The sequence below is a fragment of the Streptomyces sp. WAC 04229 genome, assembly GCF_003947455.1.
Classification (GTDB): Bacteria; Actinomycetota; Actinomycetes; order Streptomycetales; family Streptomycetaceae; genus Streptomyces.
In genome coordinates, this window is sequence record NZ_QHJH01000031.1 from 1 (window position 1) to 21,555 (window position 21,555).

General features: G+C 73.0%; 22 protein-coding genes. 9 read left to right on the forward strand and 13 right to left on the reverse strand.

Annotation, left to right across the window (positions count from 1 at the left end):
- The first annotated feature begins 101 nt into the window (after positions 1–101).
- Together DMH12_RS11775 and DMH12_RS11780 are read left to right on the forward strand one after the other, a co-directional pair.
- Positions 102–932, forward strand: coding sequence for a PP2C family protein-serine/threonine phosphatase (locus DMH12_RS11775; RefSeq protein ID WP_125491519.1), 831 nt, complete (start codon positions 102–104; stop codon positions 930–932).
- A 58-nt stretch (positions 933–990) separates the two neighbouring features.
- Positions 991–1,971, forward strand: coding sequence for an MASE1 domain-containing protein (locus tag DMH12_RS11780; protein WP_260474188.1), 981 nt, complete (start codon positions 991–993; stop codon positions 1,969–1,971).
- A gap of 120 nt (positions 1,972–2,091) precedes the next feature.
- On the opposite strand, the gene DMH12_RS11785 is transcribed toward DMH12_RS11780, so the two are convergent.
- From DMH12_RS11785 to DMH12_RS11795, 3 genes are all read right to left on the reverse strand, one after another.
- Positions 2,092–3,435 carry an MFS transporter gene (locus DMH12_RS11785; protein ID WP_125491569.1) on the reverse strand — a complete coding sequence of 448 codons (1,344 nt, stop codon included), beginning with the start codon at positions 3,433–3,435 and terminating at the stop codon, positions 2,092–2,094.
- A gap of 64 nt (positions 3,436–3,499) precedes the next feature.
- The gene (locus tag DMH12_RS11790) at positions 3,500–3,946 is read right to left on the reverse strand and encodes a MarR family winged helix-turn-helix transcriptional regulator (protein WP_125491521.1); all 447 of its coding nucleotides are present in this window, start codon (positions 3,944–3,946) and stop codon (positions 3,500–3,502) included.
- Between the two features lie 90 nt (positions 3,947–4,036).
- Entirely contained in the window at positions 4,037–4,945 is a 909-nt protein-coding gene (locus tag DMH12_RS11795) for an NmrA family NAD(P)-binding protein (RefSeq protein ID WP_125491522.1), read from the reverse strand.
- A 110-nt stretch (positions 4,946–5,055) separates the two neighbouring features.
- On the opposite strand from DMH12_RS11795, the gene DMH12_RS11800 reads away from it, so the two are divergent.
- Entirely contained in the window at positions 5,056–5,619 is a 564-nt protein-coding gene (locus tag DMH12_RS11800; RefSeq protein ID WP_125491523.1) for a TetR/AcrR family transcriptional regulator, read from the forward strand.
- A 91-nt stretch (positions 5,620–5,710) separates the two neighbouring features.
- On the opposite strand, the gene DMH12_RS11805 is transcribed toward DMH12_RS11800, so the two are convergent.
- Positions 5,711–6,814: an ABC transporter substrate-binding protein gene (locus DMH12_RS11805; RefSeq protein ID WP_260474189.1), complete on the reverse strand. Its 1,104-nt coding sequence runs from the start codon at positions 6,812–6,814 to the stop codon at positions 5,711–5,713.
- Positions 6,815–7,378: 564 nt separating this feature from the next.
- Between DMH12_RS11805 and DMH12_RS11810 the strand changes: the two genes are divergently transcribed.
- Together DMH12_RS11810 and DMH12_RS11815 are read left to right on the forward strand one after the other, a co-directional pair.
- On the forward strand, positions 7,379–8,755 hold the full coding sequence (locus tag DMH12_RS11810; RefSeq protein ID WP_125491525.1) for an N-acetylmuramoyl-L-alanine amidase: 1,377 nt from the start codon (positions 7,379–7,381) through the stop codon (positions 8,753–8,755).
- The gene (locus DMH12_RS11815) at positions 8,749–10,041 is read left to right on the forward strand and encodes a hypothetical protein (protein WP_125491526.1); all 1,293 of its coding nucleotides are present in this window, start codon (positions 8,749–8,751) and stop codon (positions 10,039–10,041) included. Before DMH12_RS11810 ends, DMH12_RS11815 begins: the two co-directional genes overlap by 7 nt.
- Here the strand turns inward: DMH12_RS11815 and DMH12_RS11820 are convergent.
- The 5 genes from DMH12_RS11820 to DMH12_RS11840 all read right to left on the reverse strand — a co-directional run bounded on the left by DMH12_RS11820 (position 9,978) and on the right by DMH12_RS11840 (position 13,963).
- Positions 9,978–11,027, reverse strand: a complete 1,050-nt coding sequence (locus tag DMH12_RS11820; RefSeq protein WP_260474190.1) for a winged helix-turn-helix domain-containing protein — start codon at positions 11,025–11,027, stop codon at positions 9,978–9,980. The genes DMH12_RS11815 and DMH12_RS11820 overlap by 64 nt on opposite strands.
- Positions 11,028–11,067: 40 nt before the next feature.
- Complete coding sequence (locus DMH12_RS11825) at positions 11,068–11,580, reverse strand: hypothetical protein (protein ID WP_125491527.1); 513 nt, start codon at positions 11,578–11,580, stop codon at positions 11,068–11,070.
- A 117-nt stretch (positions 11,581–11,697) separates the two neighbouring features.
- Positions 11,698–12,555: a biotin-dependent carboxyltransferase family protein gene (locus DMH12_RS11830; protein ID WP_125491528.1), complete on the reverse strand. Its 858-nt coding sequence runs from the start codon at positions 12,553–12,555 to the stop codon at positions 11,698–11,700.
- Positions 12,552–13,214, reverse strand: a complete 663-nt coding sequence (locus DMH12_RS11835) for an allophanate hydrolase subunit 1 (RefSeq protein WP_125491529.1) — start codon at positions 13,212–13,214, stop codon at positions 12,552–12,554. Before DMH12_RS11835 ends, DMH12_RS11830 begins: the two co-directional genes overlap by 4 nt.
- Positions 13,211–13,963, reverse strand: a complete 753-nt coding sequence (locus DMH12_RS11840) for a LamB/YcsF family protein (protein ID WP_125491530.1) — start codon at positions 13,961–13,963, stop codon at positions 13,211–13,213. The genes DMH12_RS11835 and DMH12_RS11840 overlap by 4 nt, the downstream gene beginning before the upstream one ends.
- A 220-nt stretch (positions 13,964–14,183) precedes the next feature.
- Here DMH12_RS11840 and DMH12_RS11845 point away from each other — a divergent pair, with 220 nt between their 5' ends.
- The 4 genes from DMH12_RS11845 to DMH12_RS11860 are packed head-to-tail and all read left to right on the forward strand — an operon-like array spanning position 14,184 to position 17,573.
- Positions 14,184–14,903 (forward strand): DUF969 domain-containing protein, encoded by a 720-nt coding sequence (locus DMH12_RS11845; RefSeq protein WP_125491531.1) that lies wholly within the window; start codon positions 14,184–14,186, stop codon positions 14,901–14,903.
- The gene (locus tag DMH12_RS11850; protein WP_125491532.1) at positions 14,900–15,874 is read left to right on the forward strand and encodes a DUF979 domain-containing protein; all 975 of its coding nucleotides are present in this window, start codon (positions 14,900–14,902) and stop codon (positions 15,872–15,874) included. The genes DMH12_RS11845 and DMH12_RS11850 overlap by 4 nt, the downstream gene beginning before the upstream one ends.
- A gap of 35 nt (positions 15,875–15,909) precedes the next feature.
- Positions 15,910–16,560, forward strand: a complete 651-nt coding sequence (gene pcp / locus DMH12_RS11855; RefSeq protein ID WP_125491533.1) for a pyroglutamyl-peptidase I — start codon at positions 15,910–15,912, stop codon at positions 16,558–16,560.
- A complete protein-coding gene (locus DMH12_RS11860) occupies positions 16,560–17,573 on the forward strand; it encodes a DUF2891 domain-containing protein (RefSeq protein ID WP_125491534.1) in 1,014 nt (337 codons plus the stop codon). Before pcp ends, DMH12_RS11860 begins: the two co-directional genes overlap by 1 nt.
- A 7-nt stretch (positions 17,574–17,580) precedes the next feature.
- On the opposite strand, the gene DMH12_RS11865 is transcribed toward DMH12_RS11860, so the two are convergent.
- From DMH12_RS11865 to malX, 4 genes are all read right to left on the reverse strand, one after another.
- Entirely contained in the window at positions 17,581–18,366 is a 786-nt protein-coding gene (locus tag DMH12_RS11865; RefSeq protein ID WP_125491535.1) for an alpha/beta fold hydrolase, read from the reverse strand.
- A 107-nt stretch (positions 18,367–18,473) separates the two neighbouring features.
- Complete coding sequence (rpmF, locus tag DMH12_RS11870; protein ID WP_125491536.1) at positions 18,474–18,644, reverse strand: 50S ribosomal protein L32; 171 nt, start codon at positions 18,642–18,644, stop codon at positions 18,474–18,476.
- Positions 18,645–18,738: 94 nt separating this feature from the next.
- The gene (locus DMH12_RS11875) at positions 18,739–19,911 is read right to left on the reverse strand and encodes a MalY/PatB family protein (RefSeq protein ID WP_125491537.1); all 1,173 of its coding nucleotides are present in this window, start codon (positions 19,909–19,911) and stop codon (positions 18,739–18,741) included.
- A gap of 2 nt (positions 19,912–19,913) precedes the next feature.
- The gene (gene malX, locus DMH12_RS11880; RefSeq protein WP_125491538.1) at positions 19,914–21,551 is read right to left on the reverse strand and encodes a maltose/glucose-specific PTS transporter subunit IIBC; all 1,638 of its coding nucleotides are present in this window, start codon (positions 21,549–21,551) and stop codon (positions 19,914–19,916) included.
- Positions 21,552–21,555: the final 4 nt, after the last annotated feature.

The window sequence follows — 21,555 nt, forward strand, 5'->3', positions numbered from 1 at the left end:
GCTCCGACATGCCCTTCCCCGAGCCCGGTGACACACTTGCACTGGCCAGGCCCGCGGGTGGCTGACGCCCGTACGGAGGCGTCCTGGTCCGGGAGTGGTCGATGTTCCGCAAGCGTCCCGCACCTGACGGTGAAGAGCTGCTGGCCCGGCTGGCGTCGCTGACCACTCAGGCCCGGGAGCTGGCCGAGCTGCGCAGGTCCCAGGTGGAGCTCGCGATCGCCCTGCAACGCGACATGCTGCCCGCCGACCTGCCCACGGTGCCCGGCTTCCATCTGGCCGCCTGCTACGCGCCCGCTTACGCCGGCCTCAACGTGGGCGGCGACTGGTACGACGCCTTCGAGCTGCCCGACGGCCGCGTCGGGCTGTCCGTCGGTGACGTGCAGGGCCACGCCATCGACGCGGCGGCGTTCATGGGTCAGGTCCGCGTCGGCCTGCGGGCGCTCGCCTCCGTGACGAGCCGGCCGGGCGAGCTGCTCGCCTGGACCAACGACCTCGTCCTGTCCTTGAACAAGGACCTCTTCGCCACCTGCACTTTCATCCGCTTCGACCCGGCCACCGGTGTCCTGGAGAGCGCGCGGGCCGGCCACATCCCCTGCGTCCGGGCCGCCGCGGACGGCAGGGCCGAGGTCTGCCACGACGAGGGCGGCCCGCCGCTGGGCGTCCTGGCGGGGGCCGAGTATCCGGAGACCCGGTACCGGCTCGACGCGGGCGGCGTGCTCGTCCTGGTCACGGACGGCGTGGTGGAGGGGCCCTCCCTGAGCATCGACGACGGGCTCGACAGGGTGACGCGGCTGGCGGGCCTCGCGGCCGTCGCCGGCATGGAGGCGCAGTCCCTCGCGGCCGCCGTCCTCAAGAACGCCGAGCTGATCGGACACGAGGACGACGCCGCCGTGCTCGTCGTCGGCCATGGCGGACCCGTCGTTACGCCGTAGGGCGGGACGGGGCGCCTCTCACCTCGCTGACCGGCCGGGGCCGGTGTCTGATGGCCCTGTGGTGGATATCCGTGCATGGCCGCGACCGGTCGTCCTCCTCTGCGAGACGCTGCTCGTCGCCGGTGTCTACTACGCGGCGGGTCGGCTGGGCCTGTCGCAGCAGCTGACCGCCGACGGCGCTGTCGTCACGCCCATCTGGCCGCCCACCGGCCTCGCGGTGGCCTGTCTGCTGCTCTTCGGACCACGGTGCGTGCCCGGCATCGCGCTCGGCGCGCTGCTCGTCATCATCTCCCTCGGAAGGCCCGGCCTCTCGGCCGTCGGGATCGTGGCCGGCAACACCGCGGCCCCCGTCTGCTCCTACCTGATGCTCCGGGCGGTGGGTTTCCGCGTGAGCCTGAGCCGCCTGCGCGACGGGCTGTCGCTCGTCTTCCTCGGTGCGCTGACGGCCATGCTGATCAGCTCGGCGGTGGGTGTCGGGATGCTCGTCCTGTCGGACAAGCTGCCGTCGAGCGACCTCTGGCTCGTCTGGCTCGCGTGGTGGGTCGGCGACGCGATGGGCGTCGTGCTCGTCACGCCGCTGCTGCTGCTCCTGCACCGTGCCCGGCTGCCGCCGCCGTCCGCCCGGTGGACCGAGGCGGTGGGGCTCGCCGTCGTCGTCTGCGTACTGGTGCCGCTGATCATGTACAGCACGGTCAGCCTGCTCTTCCTGGTCTACCCCCTGCTGATCCTGTCCGTGCTGCGCTTCCAACTGGCGGGCGGCATACCGTGCGCCCTGTTCGCCTCGGTGATGGCCACCGTCGTGGCCCGCGAGGAGGTCGGCGCCTTCGGCACGCTCAGTGACATCGAGACGTTGATGAGACTCCAGGCGTTCAACGGCACGCTGGGGCTCACCGCGCTCCTGCTGTCCGCGGTGATCAGCGAGCAGCTCAACACCAGGCGGTCGGTGGAACGGGCCTGCAAGGAACTGGTCGAGGCCTTGCAGCACCTGAACGCCGGGGGCTCCCAGAACCCGGGAGCACCCGGCGGGGACGTCCGCTGAGCGCGGCGGCGGCGTGCCCCGCCGGCTCCCCGGGCTCGGCAGGGTCCCCAGCAGGAAGGTCCACGGTCCCGTCCTCTGTGCACGGGCGCACGTCGTCGGGGGCGCCGAGGCCGGTGAGCTTCACGCCGCCCGTGCGTCCGGGGCCGTCCCGCGGCCCAGGGTGCGGTCGAAGACGGTCAGCAGGAGGTACACCACCCCGGCGCCGAGCATGACCCAGGCCAGCGTGTGCATGCCGCCGGTGTCCGCGTGGTGACCGAAGGCCGCCGCGCTCGCGGCGGAGGCGATCATCGAGCCGACGTACGCGAAGGTCCGCAGCAGACCGGCGGATGACGCCGTGCGCTCGGGATCGGCCTGGAAGTAGACCGAGTTCTGCAGGGCCAGGTTGTTGAGCCCCTGCGGGACGCCGAAGACGAGGGCGACCAGGAGCAGCATCCACAGCGGGCTCTCGGCCGTGAGGGTGAGGATCAGCACGCAGGCGACGATCTGCCCCGCCGCGCCGAGCAGCAGCTTCCCGCGCACACTCCCGGTGCGCCCGGAGACGACCGAGACGCCGATCGCCAGCAGGAACATCGGGATCTGCGCCAGCCCGGCGTGGAAGGGCGACAGCCCGAAACCCTCCTCCGTCCACTGGGTGAAGCCGTAGAGGAAGGCGTAGGCGACGACGTAGGCCACGAGCGCGCGCCCGTACGTGGCGAGCAGCGGGGTGTTGCCGCCCAGGACCCGCAGGTCGATGAAGGGGGTGGCGGCCCGCAGCTCCCGTGCCGCGAAGGCCGCACCCGCGGCGACGGTGATCGCCATCAGGTACCAGTCGCGCAGGTGCAGGTTCATCAGGAAGAGCAGCAGCGAGACGAGCGTGGCGGCGAACAGGGCCATGCCGGGCAGGTCGAGCTGTGCGGCCGGACGTCCGTGTCGCGGTCGCCCCGCCCCGTCGGCCGGCTTGGGCAGGCGCAGCATCCCCAGTACCACCGCGGCGACGGGCAGGGGCACGTTCAGCGCGAACGTGGTGCGCCAGCCGCCGGCGGTGATCAGCAGACCGCCCAGCAGCGGGCCGACGACGGCGATGGTCTGGTTGGCGACCGCCAGCGCGGTCAGTACCCCGCCGGGACTGTCCCGTCCGGTGCGCTCGGCCTCGCCGCGCAGCAGCGCCATCGCCGCGGGATAGCCGGCGCACGTGCCGAAGCCGAGCAGGACCCGCGCGGCGATCAGTACGCCGAGGTTCGGTGCCAGGGCGCCGACGACTCCGGCCACGCCGACCAGGCCGGTACTGAGGAGGAAGAGCCTGCGCGGACCGAAGAGGTCGATGAGCCGGCCCACGACCGGCTGTCCGAGCGAGGTGGCCAGGTAGAGCGCGGAGACCAGCCAGGCGGTCTGCGAGGCGGGCGCTCCCAGGGCGCTGCCGATGGGGACGAGGGCGACGGCGATGATCGTCGAGTTGATCGGGTTGAGGACCGAACCCAGCAGCATCGGCGGCAGCAGCCGCCGGTCGAAGCCGGGCCGGTCCTCGTCGCGCGTCCGGGCCGCCGTCCGCTCAGTCACGGGTGAGTCGCTCCAGGACGGCCATGGCCGCGATCACCGCCCGGCGCTCTTGCTCCGTGCACTTGTCCTGCAACTGGCCGGCGAGCCACTCCTTGCGCGCTTGCCGGTCCTCTTCCACCCGCCGACGGCCCTCGGTGGTCAGCGTGATCAGCAGGCGCCGCCCGTCGTCCGGGTCGGGCCGCCGCTCCACCAGTCCCAGGGCGGCGAGCGGAGCGATGGTCGCCGTCATCGACTGGTGCCGCACCCCTTCGCCGGCGGCGAGTTCGCTGGCCGTGACCCCGCCGCGGTCGGACAGGCGCGCGAGGAGGGTGGCCTGGCCCACGGTGATGTCCTCCGCCTCGGACGCCTTCAGGATGCGGCGCCGCAGACGCCTGATGACCGCGCGGACCTCGCGGGACGCCTCGACCGCCGACGGCGACAGGTACTGGTTCTCGCTCATGCGCACAGGTTAACTTCCACAGCCTCAGCTGTACAGATAAACCTGTACAACTCGGCGGCGGGAGCGGCTTCGCCCGGGCGCCCGCCGGTGTCAGGGCGCGCTCGGCATGTGCTGCCGTACCCACGATGCGAAGGGCGTGACGGACAGCCCCAGCTTCCGCGCGAACTCGGGGCGGGCGGGCTGCGGGAACTCGTTGAGGGACGACTGTCCGAACCCCATGTCGGGCATGCCGGCGGCGACCGCCGCCTCCTCGCTCATGTCGGGCGCGGCGACCGTCGTGCCGAGGTGGCGGGAGAGGACCTCGGCGATCTCCGTCATGGTCAGGTGGTCGCTCGCCAGTTCCAGCTCCACGCCGTCGAAGCGCTCGGGCTCGGCCACGGCGGCGGCAGCGGCCGAGCCGATGTCGTCGACGGCGACCAGGGACAGCCGCGTCGCGGGCTTGAGCAGGCTCACCAGGCCGCCCTCCAGGCCGCGCGGGAACACGATGGCCTCGGCGGGGAGGAAGTTCTCCATGAAGAAGCTCGGCTTGAGGAGCGTCCAGCGGGCGAAGCCGGCCTCGCGCACGCGGTCCTGGATGCCGGCCTTCGCCGTGTAGTAGGGCTCCATCGCGGCCCATCGGCCCCGCACCCAGCTCGTGTGCTGCCCGGCGCCGGAGACCGACGTGTGGATGAACTGGGGCACCCCGGCGGCCCTGGCGCCCTCGATCAGCCGGGCGGCCTGCGCGACCTCGCCCGCGAAGGCGGCTCCGTCGAGGTCGGGCATCTGGACCGAGAAGACGGCGCGGGCCCCCTCCGCGGCGCGGGTCAGGGAGCCGAGGTCGTCCAGGTCCCCGACGGCCAGTTCGGCGCCGAGCGCCGCGACCGCCGCCGCCCGGTCGGTCGAGGGGTCGCGGACCAGCGCCCTGACCGGTACCCCCGACTTCAGCAGGGCGCGGGCGGTGGCGCCGCCCTGTCGGCCGGTCGCGCCGGTGACCAGGACGGGCGCGGGATCAGTGGTCATGGTGTCCTCCGGAGGTTGCGCAGGGATCGGCAGCTAAGTGGCGGGGCCCGCCACTTAACTTCCCGGTACGATACGGAGGGGCCCGCCATTTAGCAATGCGAGAGGACGCCATGCCTGATCACCAGCGCGCGGACGCACGGCGCAACTACGCGCGGATCCTGTCCGTCGCCGAGCAGGAGGTCGCCGAACACGGCGCCGACGCGTCCCTGGAACGCATCGCCCGCATCGCCGGTGTCGGCTCGGCGACCGTGCGCCGGCACTTTCCCGGCCGCCGCGCGCTGCTGGAGGCGGTCTTCGCCGAGCGGATCGAGGCCCTGCGGGTGTGTGCCGTCGATGCGGCCGAGGCGGAGGACGCCCGCACCGCGCTCCTGGACTGGCTGCGTGCCCTCACCGAGTACGCCGCCTCCGCGCGGGGCATGGCCGACGCCCTGGCACAGGACAGGCTCGTCGAGCCGGAGCATGTGAACGCCTGTACGGCGAAACTCGGTGGGGCGGTCGAGCCCCTGCTGCGGCGCGCCGCGGCGGAGGGCGTGGTGGCGCCGGGCGTGACCCCCACCGACCTGCTCACGCTGGTCACCGGCATCGCCCTGGCCACGGAGCACCACGCCGACCCGGCGGCCGAGGCGCGCCGCCTGCTCGCACTGACCGTGGAGGGCCTCAGCCCCACGAGGTGACCGGGAGCCCGGAGCCGTCCCGAGTGCGGCCCACGCCACCCTCGTGCGACGCGGCTCCGGCGGTGGCCGAGCGCACCCGGAAGCCGGGGGCTCAGCCGGTGTGCAGGACGCGGAAGCGGTTGGGGCGCGCCGGGTCCCGGTCCACGACCTGGACCGGCGGCCAGGCCCACTGCCACATGCCGATACCGGGCGTACGGGTGAACCGGATCCGGCCCCGGGTGCCTTCGACGTCGACCCCGGACCAGGACGCGGTGATGTCCGTCGGATCCGTGCCCGCCCTGCGCAGCACCTCCGCGAGAACGGCGACGGTGTCGTAACCCTCGAAGGCGACGAAGGAGGGCGCTTCGGCCAGCCGTGCGCGAAGGGCCGCCTCGACGCGTGCGCCGAGTGGGCCGAGCCGCTCGGGCAGGTAGCGCAGGAACGGGACCTCGGAACCGTCGGCGCCCAGCGCCCCGGCCCATTCGGCGAACTCCGGTTGCCCGGCCGGGGCACCGATCCTCAGCCCGGCCAGTCGCGGGTCGCCGCGCACGGCCCTGACGACGGGGACCGCGGGATCCGGGTGGCCGAGCAGGAGGAGAAGGGCCGTCGCGCCCTGGTCGGCGAGCGCGTCGCACAGGGCCGTGGGGGAGAGCGCGTTCATGTCGAACTCGGTGACGGTGCCGCCGTGCGGAGCCAGGTGCTCCCGCAGGAGGCGAGTCCCGGACGCCCAGTACACACTCGGCTGGGTCGCCACGGCGACCCGGCGGTGGCCCTCGCCGAGCAGGAAGTCCCCGTAGATGCGCCACCCGTGGGACTGCGCCGGTGCGAGCCGCGCCACCCGGTCCGTTGGCCGATCGGTGAGCGTGTCCAGCACCGCCGAGGAGCAGAGGTACGGCATGCCGAGCGCGTCGGCTCTGGAAGCAGCTGCACGGGCGACGACGCTGTGGTACTCACCGGCCAGGGCGGCCACGCCGAGACCGGCCAACTCCTCCACGGCCGCGGCGGCCTTCGGCGGATCGGCCGCGGTGTCCCGGACCACCAGCTCCAGCGGTCCGCCGCCGACCCCGCCGCTGTCGTTGAGCTCGTGCACGGCCAGTTCGAGGCCGGCGAGCAGGTGACGGCCCGCCTCGGCCCAGCCCGGCCGGGTCAGCGGAACAAGAGCGCCGATCCGGACGGACGGCCCGCCGGCCCGCGCTGCTTCGAAGGGCGTGTTCACGCGACGACGTCTCCTTCGGTTGACCGTTGAGGCCATTGCATCCTGCCACGGTCGAAGGGCAAACGATTTCCCGCGTCCCGCCCGGAACCCGGAGGCGGATCGTCCCGAGCGGGCACCGGACGGCACCCGGCGCAGCCGCGTACCGCCGGGAAGCGGACGCGCCGTCCGTCCCCGCGGGCGCCGCCCTCGGCGTGTCGCCGCACACCGGCGACGTGGGCGGGGACGGAGACCTGGTGCCCTTCGCCTTGCGCCTCGAACACAGCGGCCGGATCGGAGCCGTCGCGGTGGTCGTCCGTCCCCGACCCGGCTGACGGGAGCGCGGACCGGACGGTGGTGCGGTCTTTCGCTCAGGCTGCAATGACTTGCTCACGACAAGCCGCGCGATCCATCATGCGGCGACCGGTGTGCGCGAACTCCCCTCCCGCGCGGGCCCGTTCGCGAGACCGGTCGGCCGCGCACCCCGGTGCCCGCGCGGCCACCGCCGGGCCGCCCCCAGGAGACTCCCGGCCGCACGCGAACCGCCCCCACACCCCGTGGGCACCGGAGAGAGCGGAGCACCCCCACATGTCCTCCCCACTCCCCGCCGGGCGCGCGAGAACCGCACTGTGCGCCGCGGTCGCCGCGGCCGTACTGGCCCTCACCGGCCAGCCGTCCCCGGCCGCCGCCGCACCCGCGCCCCACGCACCGGACGACTCCGTCAACCGGGCGTTCGAGCGCGCGGCCGTCGCCTACGACGTCCCCCGGGACCTGCTGGTCGCCGTCGGCTACGGCGAGACCCGCCTGGACGGCCACGACGGCCTGCCGAGCCAGGACAACGGCTACGGCATGATGCACCTGGTCAGCAACCCGGAACGGCACACCCTGGAACAGGCCGCGCGACTCACCGGCGAGAGCGTCGCCGACCTGAAACGCGACACCGGTGCCAACATCCACGGCGGCGCCGCCGTGCTGCGCGCCCTGGCCGACGCGGCCGGTCTCGACGCCGCGGACCGGGACCGCCTCGGCGCCTGGTATCCGGTCGCCGCCCGCTACGGTGCCTCCGGCAGCGACGCCGCCGCGCGCCTGTACGCCGACGCCGTCTACGACGTCCTCGGCGACGGCGTCCGGGCCCGTGCGGACGGCGGCGAGCAGGTCACCGTCACCCCGCGCGAGGTCCGGCCCCAGCGCGGAGAGTACGCCGGGACCGACACCGGCACCGGGGCGAGCGCGTCCGCCGACTACCCGCCGGCCCTCTGGAACCCGGCGTACTCCGGCAACTACACCGCGGGCCGCAACTCGGCGATCACCACCGTGGTCGTCCATGTCACGCAGGGCTCCTACGCGGGCTCCATCAGCTGGTTCCAGAACCCGTCGGCTCAGGTCAGCGCCCACTACGTGGTGCGGTCCTCCGACGGCCAGATCACCCAGAGCGTCCGCGAGGGCGACACCGCCTGGCACGCGCGCTCGGCCAACCCCTACTCCGTGGGAGTGGAACACGAGGGGTACGTCAGCGACCCCGCCTGGTTCACGGACGCCATGTACCGCTCGTCGGCGGCGCTGACCCGTCACCTCACCGACAGGTACGGCATCCCCCGGGACCGCGCGCACATCGTGGGACACAGCGAGGTGCCCGGCAACGACCACACCGACCCCGGCCCGCACTGGGACTGGGCCTACTACATGAGCCTGGTCCGCGGCGACGACGGCGGCACCGGCACGCCGTTCCCGACGTGGGGCACGGACGTGAGCGTCCGTCAGCAGCCGTCGACGGACTCCGCCCGGGTGGCGAGTCTGCCCGGACCGACCTCCGTCCGCGTGGCCTGCCAGGTCCACGGCGGGCTCGTCGAGTACGACGGCTACAGCAACGATGCCTGGTCGTACCTGCCGGACTACGGCGGATACGTGTCCAACATCTTCATCGACGTCGACGACGCCTGGCTCCCAGGAGTGCCCACATGCTGACCCCTCCCACCCCGCGCCCGGGTTCCGTCCCACGCCGCGGACCGCGTCCCACGCGTGCCCTGACCGGCACCGTGTGCCTGCTCGCCCTCGCCGGCACGGCACTGGCCGCGGCTCCCGCGCCGGCCGCCGGCACCACCGCCGCGCCCGCCTCGGAGTCCTGGCGCCCCGACCTGTCCCCGGCAGGCGGCGACGACGTCAACGTCCGGTACGGGGAGGGCGCCCTGCGGGTGCGGGACGGCTCCGTCAGCCCCGCCTCCCTGGACCGGGACCGCGGCTACGCCTCCGCCGTCCTGGAGACCCACCACGTCCAACGGCCGGTGAACCGGGTCACCGTGGACCTCGACGCGACCGTGCCCGAGGCGGCGGACGTCGAGGTCGACGTGCGCGGACGGGCCGCCGACGGAACCTGGACCGAGTGGCGGCGGGCGGCGGCCGGCAGCCCGGCGCGACTGCCGCGCGACGTCGTCGACGTCCAGGCCCGGCTCACCCTGTGGAACGCCAGGGGCGAGGCCACGGCCGCCGTCCGCGCCCTGACCCTGACGGCGGACGACACGGGCAGCGTCTCCGCCGGGTCCACGCCGACGGCCGCCGCCTTCTCCGCCCGCGTCTACGCCACCCGCGAGGGCCTCGTCGGCCACACCACGGCCAACGGCCACGTCATCAAGGCGAACGACCACTTCGTGGCGCTCCCCTCCCGGCGGGCCCTGTCGCCCAAAGGCAGCGGACAGTACTCGGTGCAGGTGTGCGGTCCCGCCCGCTGCGAGACGGCGCCGGTGTGGGACGTCGGCCCGTGGAACACGCACGACGACCACTGGAACCCCTCCACGCAGCGTGAGCAGTGGAAGGACCTGCCACGCGGCCTGCCCGAGGCGCAGGCGGCGTACGAGGACGGCTACAACGGCGGTCGCGACGAGTTCGGCCGCCAGGTCGCCAACCCGGCCGGCATCGACCTGGCCGACGGCACCTTCTACAACGTGGGCCTCGACGACAACGGCTGGGTGACCGTCACCTACCTGTGGACCGACGCCGGCGGCGACACCACGTCGTTCCCGACCTGGGGCACCGACGTGAGCATCCGTCAGCAGGCGACGACCGGCTCCACCCGGGTGGCGAGCCTGGCCGGACCGACGACCGTCCGGGTCCGCTGCCAGGTCCACGGCGAGCTGGTCAACTACGACGGCTACAGCAACGACGCCTGGTCCTACCTGCCCGACTACGGCGGCTACGTCTCCAACATCTTCATCGACGTCGCCGACTCCTGGCTCCCCGGCGTGCCCACCTGCTGAACGGCCCCGTCCAGCAGCGCCGACCCCAGCGCGGTACGCCGGTGCAGCACCCGGTTGCCCTCGCGGCGGGTCGCCACCAGCCCCGCCTCACGCAGTACGGCCGCGTGGCGGCTCGCCGTGGACGGTGCCAGGCACAGCGCCGCGGCGAGCGAGGTCGTGGTCATCGGCGTCTCCAGCGACTCCAGCATCCGGGCCCGCGACGGGCCGGTCAGCCGGTCGACGGACGGCCTCGCCGCACCGGCGCGCCGGCACGGCAGCCAGCCCGGCTCCGGGCGCAGCGGGTGCACCAGCACCGGCGGCAGCGACTCGTCCACCAGGGCCAGCGGGGTCCTTACGCAGAAGAAGGCGGGCACCAGCGTCAGCGGGCGCCCGCCCAGCCTGAGCGACCGGGGTTCGGGGTAGGGGGCGGCGAGCAGGGTGCCGTCCCGCCGCCAGCCCGGCAGGTCGGTGTAACTCGCGAGCAGGGCCTCGGCGCCACCGCTCAGCGCCGCCTCGGCACGCCGGGCGCGGTCCTCCCCGGCCCGGGCACGGATCACGGGCAGGTACGGCGCCACGGCCACGGCGTGGTAGCGGTGCAGCGTGCCGCCCAGCCAGCGCAGCGCGGTCGCGTCCCCGGAGGCCACCCACCGCACACTGCGCGGCACCGGGCCGCGCAGGTCCGCGCAGAGCCGGGTGAGTTCGGCGACGAGTCTGCTCCGGGGAGTGGAGCGCACCCGGTCCACGCCCTCCGCCAGGTCCAGGTCACCGCGACCGGGCGTCAGGAAGTCCGGGAAGTACCCGGTGGGCGGGCACAGCCGCATCAACGCCCGTACGTCGTCGGCGAGTCCACCACGGTGCAGGGCGCCGCGCACCTCGCGCCGCCAGGGGTCGTAGGTCAGTGGCTCCTGGTCGTTCTGCAGCAGGTGGAGGCTCAGCACCGTCTCCCACAACGGGTCGGCGCCCCGGGCCACGCCCATCCGGGTCAACGCGCCCTCGTCGAAGTCCACGTGAAGCACTGTGCCTCCCCCCGCCGGCCGCGGTCACGGCTCAGCAGCCGCCACAGTTGTAGTAGGTGACGTCCCAGTGGTTGCCCTCGTCGGCGTAGACGTTGCCCGAACCGGACCGCCACTGCGGAGCGCCGTCGCCGCGCACGCCGATGTAGGTGAACGTGTTCTTGATGTAGTTGCCGACACAGGTGGTCTTGCCGAAGTCGAGCTTGTAGCCGTTCCAGTGGGAGTAGGTGCCGGAGGCGTGCCCGGTCTCGGTACCGCCGGTGATGTTCAGCGCGCACCCGGTGGCCCGCTTGAGGGTCTGCGCGCCCTGCGCGGTGGCGAGGTTGAGCTGGTCGAACGACGTACAGGTGCCGTTGTTCCGGTTGGAGCAGTTGCCGGAGGACGACCAGGTGATGCCGACGTCGCGGAACATCGACGTGGCGGTGGCGTGACTGATCTTCGTGGCAGCGAAGGCGTCGCCGGCGCCGGCGACGACGACCGCGCCCGGTGCGGCGACCAGGGCGAGCGCCGTGACGACCGCCCGGATGCGCGTGGTTGGAGCCCTCATGGTGGAACCTCCATGCAGAACGTCATGCTTCCTGTGGGGTGGTTGAGCATGCGGTGCAGGACGATGGTGCCCGAGGTCTACGCGCGTACGCCATAGGGCGTCAGTGGCGGGGAGCCGTCAGCCGGGCGTGAAACGCACCGGGGTTCCGGCTGCGGCCTGCGCCGCCGCCGCGAGGGCGGGTTCCGCGACGACCGCGACGACCGGGTAACCCCCGGTTGTCGGATGGTCGTGCAGGAAGATCACGGGGCGGCCGTCCGGCGGGACCTGTACGGCGCCCAGAACCATGCCCTCGCTGGGCAGTTCGCCCGTCGCCGCGCGTTCCAGCGGCGGCCCCTCCGTGCGCAGGCCGATGCGGTTGCTGTGCGGCGAGACGCGGTAGGCGGCCGACACGAGGGTGCGCAGGGCGGCGGGGGAGAACCAGTCGGCGCGGGGGCCCAGGCGTACCGGCAGGACCAGTTCGGCGGGCGGACCGGGCCAGGGGGCGGCCACGGGCGGCGGCACCGTTCGTGCGGGCGTGCCCACCGGGAGGACGTCGCCGTCCCGCAGGGGGAGAGGCCCCAGCCCCGACAGGAGGTCGGTCGAGCGGCTGCCGAGGACGGCATCGACGGCGATGCCCCCGGCGACGGCCACGTACGACCTGACCCCCGTGGCGGCCGCCCCCACGTCCAGGACCGCGCCCGCGGGCACCCGCACCGGAGCGCCCCAGGCGGCGGGCCGCCCGTCGACGGTCACGGGGCAGGGCGCGCCGCCGACGACCACGGTGACGCCGCGGTCGGGCCGCAGGGCGCACCCGGTCAGCGTGGTCTCCAGGACGGCGGCGTCCGGATCGTTGCCCAGCAGCCGGTTGGCGAGGCGCATCGCGGGCGCGTCCAGCGCTCCGGAACGTGGCACGCCGAGGTGGGCGTGGCCGGGCCGGCCCGCGTCCTGCACGGTGGTGAGCGCCCCGGCACGCACGGTCGTGAACTTGGCCCTCATGCGGCTGCCTCCGTCGAGGCGCCGTCAGCTGTGACAAATCGCACCCGGGTCCCCGGTGTGAGGAGCGCCGCACGCGCACGAGCCGGGTCCCACAGCGGCCGCGGGTCCGGCATGGTGCCGATCAGCTGCCAGCCGCCCGGTGTGGAGCGCGGGTACACCGCGCTGTAGGGGCCGGCCAACGCCACCGCGCCGGCCGGCACGCGGGTCCTGGGGGTGGCCCTGCGGGGGACGTGGAGGCGGGGCGGCAGGCCGGTGAGATAGCCGAAGCCGGGCGCGAACCCGCAGAACGCGACCCGGTAGGTCCGGGAACCGTGCAGGGCGGCGACCTCGTCGGGAGCGACTCCCCACAGGACGGCCACGTCGGCCAGGTCCGGACCGTCGTAGCGCACGGGGACCTCCACCACGTCCCCGTCGTCGTCGGGGACCGGCGGTACCTCCCACCCGGTGACCTCGCGGGCCAGCGCCTCCGGGTCCGGTACCCCGTCGAGCAGCACGGTCCGCGCCCCCGGGACCACCTCCGTCACCGGCGGCAGGGTCCCGGCGGCGCGCCGGGACAGCACTTCGGCGTGGAAGGCCGCGGTGTGTTCGGCGTCGGGCAGTTCGACGAGGAGCGCGTGGCGGCCGGCGGGGCGGGCCGAGCGGGCCCGGGCGGCCGTCATGCGAACGCCCCGATGCCGGTTCCGGCCGCCTCCAGTGCCTCGCGCACCCGCGCCGCGATCCGGGCCGCGCCCGGGGTGTCGCCGTGGACGCACAGCGAACGGGCGGCGACCGCGACGGTCGTGCCGTCCACCGCCTCGACCTCGCCCCGCACCGCGAACCCCAGCGCACGGCCGACCACCGCGTCCGCGTCGGTCACCACGGAGTCCGCCTCGCCGCGGGGGACGAGGGTGCCCCGCGCGGTGTAGGCGCGGTCCGCGAAGGCCTCCGGGACACCGGTGAGCCCCGCCTCCCCGGCGGCGTCGAGCAGTCGCGAGCCCGGCAGACCCAGCACGGGCAGCGCGCCGCCCGCCAGCTCGACCCCCGCCACGACGGCACGGGCCTGCTCGGCGTCGTGGACGGTGCGGTTGTAGAGCGCGCCGTGCGGTTTCACGTAGGCCACCTCGGACCCGGCGGCCTCGGCGAAGACCCTGAGCGCGCCGATCTGGTAGGCGACCTCGGCCGCCAGCTCGCCCGCCGGTACGTCCATGGCGCGCCGTCCGAAGCCCGCCAGGTCGCGGTAGGACACCTGCGCCCCGATCCGGACCCCGCGCTCGGCGGCGAGGGCGCAGACGCGCCGCATCACGGAGGGGTCGCCCGCGTGGAAGCCGCAGGCGACGTTGGCGCTGGTGACGACGGAGAGCAGGCAGTCGTCGTCGGTGAGGGTCCAGCGGCCGAAGCCCTCGCCGAGGTCTGCGTTGAGGTCGATCACATGCCGAAAGTAGACGATCGTTGAACGATCCGACAAGACGCGACGGCGACCGCCCAAGCGGACGAGGAAAATCCACCTCTTGTTAGATCGTTGAACGATCGCTAGTGTCCGTGCATCTGCCACGCATCTGGAGCTATGGTCCGGGGACCGCTGAAGCCACGGCTCCGAGAGCTCCGGATCCGTGCTGCCCCGCCCCCTCATGCCTGAAGAAGGCCACCGAATGATCGTTCTCCTCGGTGTGGTCGTGGTGATCCTCGGATTCGTCACGCGCCGCAACCCCGTCCTCGTGGTGGGTGTCGCCGGAATCGTCACCGGACTGCTCGGCAAGATGGACCCTCTGGAGGTCCTCGCGGCCTTCGGCCGGTCCTTCGCCGACAGCCGCTCGGTCACCGTCTACGCCATCGTGCTTCCGGTGATCGGCCTGCTCGAGCGCTACGGCCTGCGCGAACAGGCCCGTCATCTCATCGGGCGCCTGGGCAGGCTCAGCGCCGGCCGGTTCCTCACCGTCTACCTGCTGGTCCGGCAGGTCACCGCGGCGTTCGGACTCAACAGCATCGGCGGCCCGGCCCAGACCGTGCGGCCCCTGGTCGCGCCCATGGCCGAGGCGGCCGCCGAACGCTCCACGGGGGCCAGACTGCCCGAGCGGTGGCGCGAGAAGGTGCGCTCCTACTCGGCGTCGGCCGACACCGTGGGTGTGTTCTTCGGCGAGGACTGCTTCATCGCGATCGGCTCGATCCTCCTGATCACCGGCTTCGTGAACTCGACGTACCACCAGGACATCGAACCGACCCAGCTGGCCCTGTGGGCGATCCCGCTGGCCGTCTGCGCCTTCGTCATCCACGGTGCCCGGCTGCTGCTCATGGACCGGCAGCTGGAGCGCGAGATGGCGCTCGCCGCCGCCGAACACGAGCTGCCGCTTCCCGAGGGGGCCGACAAGTGATCAAGGTCGAATGGCTCTACTGGCTGATAGGCCTCGTCTTCGTCGTCATGGCCGTGCAGATGGCCGCCGACCGCAGCAACCCCAAGCGGTGGACGTCCGCCGCGTTCTGGGGACTGCTCGGCCTCACCTTTCCCTACGGCACCGGCGTCGCCAACGCCACCGCGAAGAACGGCGACTGGACCCTGCCCGCCGAACCGCTCGGCGTCGCGGTCCTCGCCCTGATCGTGCTCGCCGGCTTCAACTTCCTCGGCAAGGGCGTCCCGGTCACCACCACCGGTGAGCAGCGCGAGGCGTCCGCCGCCCGGCTCGGCAACAAGATCTTCATCCCGGCGCTGACCATCCCGCTCGTCGCCATCGTCTGCGCCTCGGTGCTGGACGAGTCCGGCCTGTTCGAGACCGGCAAGGCCACCCTCCTGGGACTCGGCCTCGGCTGTGTCGTCGCGCTCGTCGTCGGCATGCTGGTCACCGGCGAGAAGAAGCTGTCCGTCCCGGTCCACTCCGGCCGCTCCATGCTGGAGGCGATGGGTTCCGCCCTGCTGCTGCCTCAGCTGCTGGCCGTGCTGGGCTCGATCTTCGCCGTCGCCGGGGTCGGCGATCAGGTCGGCGACATCATGAACGAGGTCCTCCCGGACGACTCCAAGTACCTCGCCGTCCTCGCGTACTGCGTGGGCATGTTCCTGTTCACCGTCATCATGGGCAACGCGTTCGCCGCGTTCCCGGTCATGACGGCGGCCATCGGCTGGCCCGTACTGATCCAGCAGATGCACGGCAACGAGCCGGCCGTCCTCGCCATCGGCATGCTGGCCGGGTTCGCCGGCACCCTGTGCACCCCGATGGCCGCGAACTTCAACATCGTCCCGGCCACACTGCTCGAACTGAAGGACCAGTACGGCCCGATCAAGGCGCAGCTGCCGACGGGCATCGCCCTGCTCGGCTGCTGCACCGTCATCATGGCGCTCTTCGCCTTCTGACCCCGGCCACCCGACCCGCACGGCAAGGAACGCCCATGACCCGTGTCCTCATCACCGGCTTCGCCCCCTTCGGCGGCGAACGCGTGAACCCGTCCTGGCAGGCGGCTTCCCTGGTGGCCGCCGAACCGCCCGCCGGGCTCACCGTCACCGCCGTCGAACTGCCCTGCGTCTTCGGCGAGTCCCTCGCCGCCCTGCGCGACGCCGTCCGGGCGGCCCGGCCCGACCTGGTCCTCTGCCTGGGCCAGGCGGGCGGCCGTCCCGGCGTCACCGTCGAACGCGTCGGCATCAACGTCGACGACGCGCGCATCCCCGACAACGCCGGCGGACAGCCCATCGACGAACCGGTGGTCCCGGACGGCCCCGCCGCCTACTTCTCCACCCTTCCCGTCAAGGCGTGCGTCGCCGCGATGCGCGAGGCGGGCGTCCCGGCCGCCGTCTCCAACACGGCCGGCACCTTCGTCTGCAACCACGTGGCCTACGGCCTCGGCCACCTCATGGCCACCGAGTTCCCGCACGTGCGGGGCGGGTTCGCGCACGTGCCCTGGGCGCCGGAACAGGTGGCCGACGGCACCGCCCCGTCCCTGCCGCCCGCCACCGTCGCCCACGGTCTGCGCGCCATGCTGGCCACCGCCGCCCGCACCCCGGCCGAGCACGACCTGAAAGTCACCGAAGGAGCCACCCACTGATGCCGCTCGGCGCCCACGCGGCCCCGTTCGCCAGGATCGCCCTGGCCAACATCACCCGCGCATACCCCAACTTCCCGGCCCACCTGATCACTTCCGAGCGGGAGAACCCCGCGCCCACCTCCCTGCACCCCGCCTTCTACGGCGCCTACGACTGGCACTCCTCGGTGCACATGCACTGGCTGCTCGTCCGGCTGCTCCGCCGCCACGGCGGCACCCCCGAACTGCCGGACACCGCACCGGCCATCGACGCGCTGGACCGCCACCTCACCCCGGAACACCTCGCCACCGAGGCCGCCTACCTCAGCGACCACCCCTCCTTCGAGCGGCCCTACGGCTGGGCGTGGCTGCTCGCCCTGGCCGCCGAGTGCCGCGCCCACGGCGGACCGGCGGGCACCCGCTGGGCGGAGGCACTGGCCCCCGCCGTCACCGCGGTCGACGGACTGCTGGCCGGCTGGCTGCCCAGGGCCACCTATCCCGTACGCCACGGCAACCACCCCAACAGCGCGTTCGCGCTGAGCCTCGCCCTCGACTCGGGAGAACTGTCCGCCGCGACCGACCGGGCTGTCCGGGAACGTCTGCTCACCTGGTTCGCCGACGACCACGACGCACCCGCGCACTGGGAGCCGTCCGGACAGGACTTCCTCTCCCCGGCGCTGACCGAGGCGGACGCGATGCGCAGGGTGCTCCCGCCGGACCGGTTCGCGGCATGGCTGGACCGCTTCCTGCCCGCGCTCGCCTCCGGTGCGCCCTGCCCGCTGCTCCAAGTGCCGGTGGTCTCCGACCATGCCGACCCGCAGATCGGCCACCTGCTCGGCCTGACGCTCAGCCGGGCGGCCGCGCTGCGCGCCCTCGCGGACGCCCTGCCCGAGGGCCCCGTCCGCGCCCGCCTGGACGCGGCCGCTCAGGAACACCTCGCGGCGGGCATGCCGGCGGTGGAGCGCGGCGACTTCACCACCGACCACTGGCTGGCCACGTTCGCCGCCCTGGCCCTCGACCCGGTCGCCCGGCCCTGACGCCGGGTCACCCGCTCCGGCGACGGACCGGCATCATCGTCTCGACCGCCGCCTCCTGACCGAGGTGGTCCAGGACCAGCCCGTTGACCAGGGCCGGCTTCTCCAGCGGCACCAGGTGGGAGGCGCCGGGCAGCACGGCAAGCCGCGCGTCGGGCAGCGCGCGGTACAGGGCGGTCGTGTGCTCCAGTGTCATCAGGTCGTCGTCGCCGGCCATGACCAGGGTGGGGGCGGTGACCCGGCCCAGCTCGCGCTCGGTGAGGACCGGCTGGGTGCGCCACATGTCGATCATCTTCACCGCCACCACCGGCCAGTGGTCCGCACCGTCCGGCGACACGGCCTCGTACATCTCGCGGAAGAAGGCCATGTCCGGGCTGTCGGGCGTCATCGCGTCGAGCATGCCCGGCTCGACGAAGCATTCTCCGCCGGGCCGGAAGTTGGCCCCGATCAGCACGACCCGGCGCACCAGCTCCGGCCGGGCGAGGGCGACGAGCAGCGCGACGACGGCCCCGTCGCTCCAGCCGACCAGGTGCGCGGGCGCGTCCACCACCGTTTCCAGGAACGCCACCGTGTCGTCGGCCATGTCCTGGTACGTCAGCGGCCCGTCGACGTCGGGGGTGTGCCCGTGGGCGCGCCGCTCGGGCAGCAGGAGACGGTACGCGGCGGCGAGATCGGCACGCTGCGCTCCCCAGGTGTCATTGGTGCAGAAGCCGCCGTGCAGCAGGACCAGCGGATCGCCGGTCCCCTCGCTCTCGTACCAGGTCCTGACACCAGGAAGGTCCGCGTAGTCACCCATCGTCCAGGCCCTCTCCGGCAGGCTGCCAGTTCCGGCCAGTGTCCGCCTGGACCTGGGGGGCTGCAACGCGGGGGCCCGGCGGTGGTGCGTCGGCCCGCGGGCCCCGCTCAGTCCTCCGGCCGCAGCAGGCCCCGACGGTAGGCGGGCACCAGGTGCTGCGGGACCCGGTGGGTCACCCCGTCCACCGTCACGGGCACCAGGGCGGGCGTGCTCGCCTTCCACTGGGCGCGGCGGTGGCGGGTGTTGCTGCGGGACATCTTGCGCTTGGGAACGGCCATGGAACGGGTCCTCTCGGGAGACGGCCGGCTGAGCTCCGCGCGCCCGGCGCGCGGCGGAGCAGGGCCGGCTCCCGACGCTACATGAAAATCATGTTCATTGGGAATCGGGTGCGATCCGCCGCACCGCCCGCACCAGCGCCCCGACGCCCGCCTCCGCCTTGGACCGGGGGCACCCGACGTTGAGCCGCACCAGCCCCGGGGAGCCGTAGGCGGCCCCCGGCATGACGGCCACCTTCTCCACCTCCACCAACTCGCGCTGGAGCGCGTCGTCGTCGATCCCGAGGGGGCGCAGGTCGATCCAGGCCAGGTACCCGGCCTGCGGGGGCTCCCAGCCCAGCGCCGGGAACGCCGCCCGCAGCCGGTCCGCGACCATCGCGAGATTGCCCGCGAGGTACCCGCGCAGGGCGTCCAGCCAGGGTGCCCCGCTCCGGTACGCGGCGATGTGCCCGACCAGCGACAGCACCGCGGGGGAGGAGAGGCCGTCGGCGTCCTTGAGCTGCCGCAGATACGCCTCGCGGGAGGGCGCGTCGCCGATGATCCCGTAACTCCCGGTCAGAGCAGGGATGTTGAACGACTTGGACGCGGAACTGAGCACGGCCCAGCGGCCCTCGCCGCCATGCCGGGCCCACGGGCGGTGCACGTGCGGGGCGTAGGCCAGGTCGGAGTGGATCTCGTCGCTGACTACCGCGACGCCGTACCGCGCGCACAGCCGGGCCATCCGGTCCAGCTCCGCCTCGGACCACACCCGGCCCGTGGGGTTGTGCGGCGAGCACAGCAGCAGCACGGCCGTGTCGGGGAGGGCCAGGAGCCGTTCGAACTCCGCCCAGTCGTCCAGGGGGCACTCCCGCAGCAGGCGCCCGTTGGCCGCCACCGTCTTGGGAAACGCGTCATACATCGGGGTGTGCGCGACCACGCCGTCACCGGGCCGCGACCACAGGCGCAGCAACTGCGAGACCTGGTAGACGACGGAGGGGGCGTACACGATGGACTCCGGATCCACCTTTGTGGCGTGCCGCGTGGCGTACCAGTGCGTGATCGCGGAGAGGAAGTCGCTCTGGCGCCAGCGCGAGTAGCCGAGCACTCCGTGGTCCAGACGGTCGCGGAGCGCGGCCAGGATCTCCGGGGCCGTCTCGAAGTCCATGTCGGAGATCGTGAAGGGCAGCAGGTCCGGCACGCCGAACCGGTCCTGGACGTAGTCCCATTGCGTGCACCAGGTGCCGCGCCGGTCCACCGGCGTGTCGAAGTCGTAGGGGGGTGACGAGACCATGGTCAGCCCACCGGGATCATCGTGGCGATGGCGTCCTTCACCGACTGCACCTGCGGGCCGATGATGACCTGCACGCTGTGTGCGTCGAGCTTGACGACCCCCACGGCACCCAGCTTCTTCAGCCGCGCCTCGTCGACCCGTTCGGCGTCCTCGACCGTCATGCGCAGGCGCGTGATGCAGTTGTCGAGGGACCGGATGTTGCCGGCGCCGCCGATCGCGTCGAGGATGGCGACGGCGTCGTACTTCCCCGCGACCAGCTCACGCGGGGGCGCGGCCTTCTCGGCGGAGCCGGCGGGCGCCGCACCGTCGTCCTCGTCCCGCTGCTCCGCGTCCGCTTCGCCGCCCTCGTCCGGGTCGTCCTCGCGGCCGGGAGTCTTGAGGTCGAAGCGCCTGATGGCCCAGCGGAAGAGGAAGTAGTACACGGCGAACCACACCGCCGCGATGACCGGTATCAGGTACCACTTGGTCGTCGAGCCCTGGAGCACGCCGAAGACCAGCCAGTCGATGACGTTGCCGTCGGTGTTCCCGATGTAGACGCCGAGCACGGCCGCCGTGAGGAAGCCGAGACCGACGAGGACCGCGTGGACGGCGTACAGCCACGGGGCGACGAAGAGGAACAGGAACTCCAGCGGCTCGGTGATGCCGCCCACGACACAGGCGACGACACCGGACACGAGCAGAGCCTTGATCTCCGGGCGCATCCGCCGCTTCGCGCAGTGGTACATCGCCAGCGCAGCACCCGGCAGACCGCCCAGGTACGCCGCCATCTTGCCCTGGGAGAGGAAGTGCGTCGCGTCGGTGACGGCGGAGCCCGGCGCGGCCGAGCAGTCCAACTGGGCGTAGAACATGTTCAGGGCGCCGGAGACGTGGTCGCCGCACACGGCTCCGGAGCCGCCGACATCGGTGAAGCGGAACATGGCCACGAGGATGTGGTGCAGCCCGATCGGCCGCAGCAGGACCTCTCCCATGCCGAAGAAGAAGGGCCCGAAGACCCCCGTGTGCCCGATGCCCCGGCCCACCGCCGTGATCCAGCCGTTGAACGTCGGCCAGACCAGCGGGATGAGGAGGCCCAGCACGCTCAGGACCAGGGCGGAGACGATCGGGACGAAGCGCAGCCCGCCGAAGAAGGCGAGCGCGTCGGGCATCCGCTGGGTACGGAAGCGCCGGTGGAGCAGGCTGACAACGATGCCAACGGCCACGGCGCCGAGCAGCCCCGTGTCGATGGACTGCACGCCCAGCACGTCGGCTATGCCGTAGTGCTCGATCGCCTTCTCGTCCTCGAAGTCGACGCCCTGCGCGGTGAGGTAGAAGTTCACCGCGAGGTTCATGGCGGCGAAGCCGACGAAGCCCGAGAAGGCCGCCACCCCCTTGTCCTCACGTGCGAGACCGAGCGGAATCGCCATCGCGAAGAGCACCGGGAGGAACGTGAAGGCGACCAGACCGGTGTTGGCCATCCAGGTGAAGACGAGGTGCCAGCCCTCGCCCTTCAGGAAGGCAACGTTGTCAGTGACCGCCTCGCTGGACAGGGAGGAGCCGATGCCGAGCATGATGCCGCAGAACGCGAGCAGGGCCACCGGGAGCATGAACGTCTTACCGAGCCCTTGGAGGAATTCCCAGAGTGCGGCCTTGGTCTTCTGCATGTGT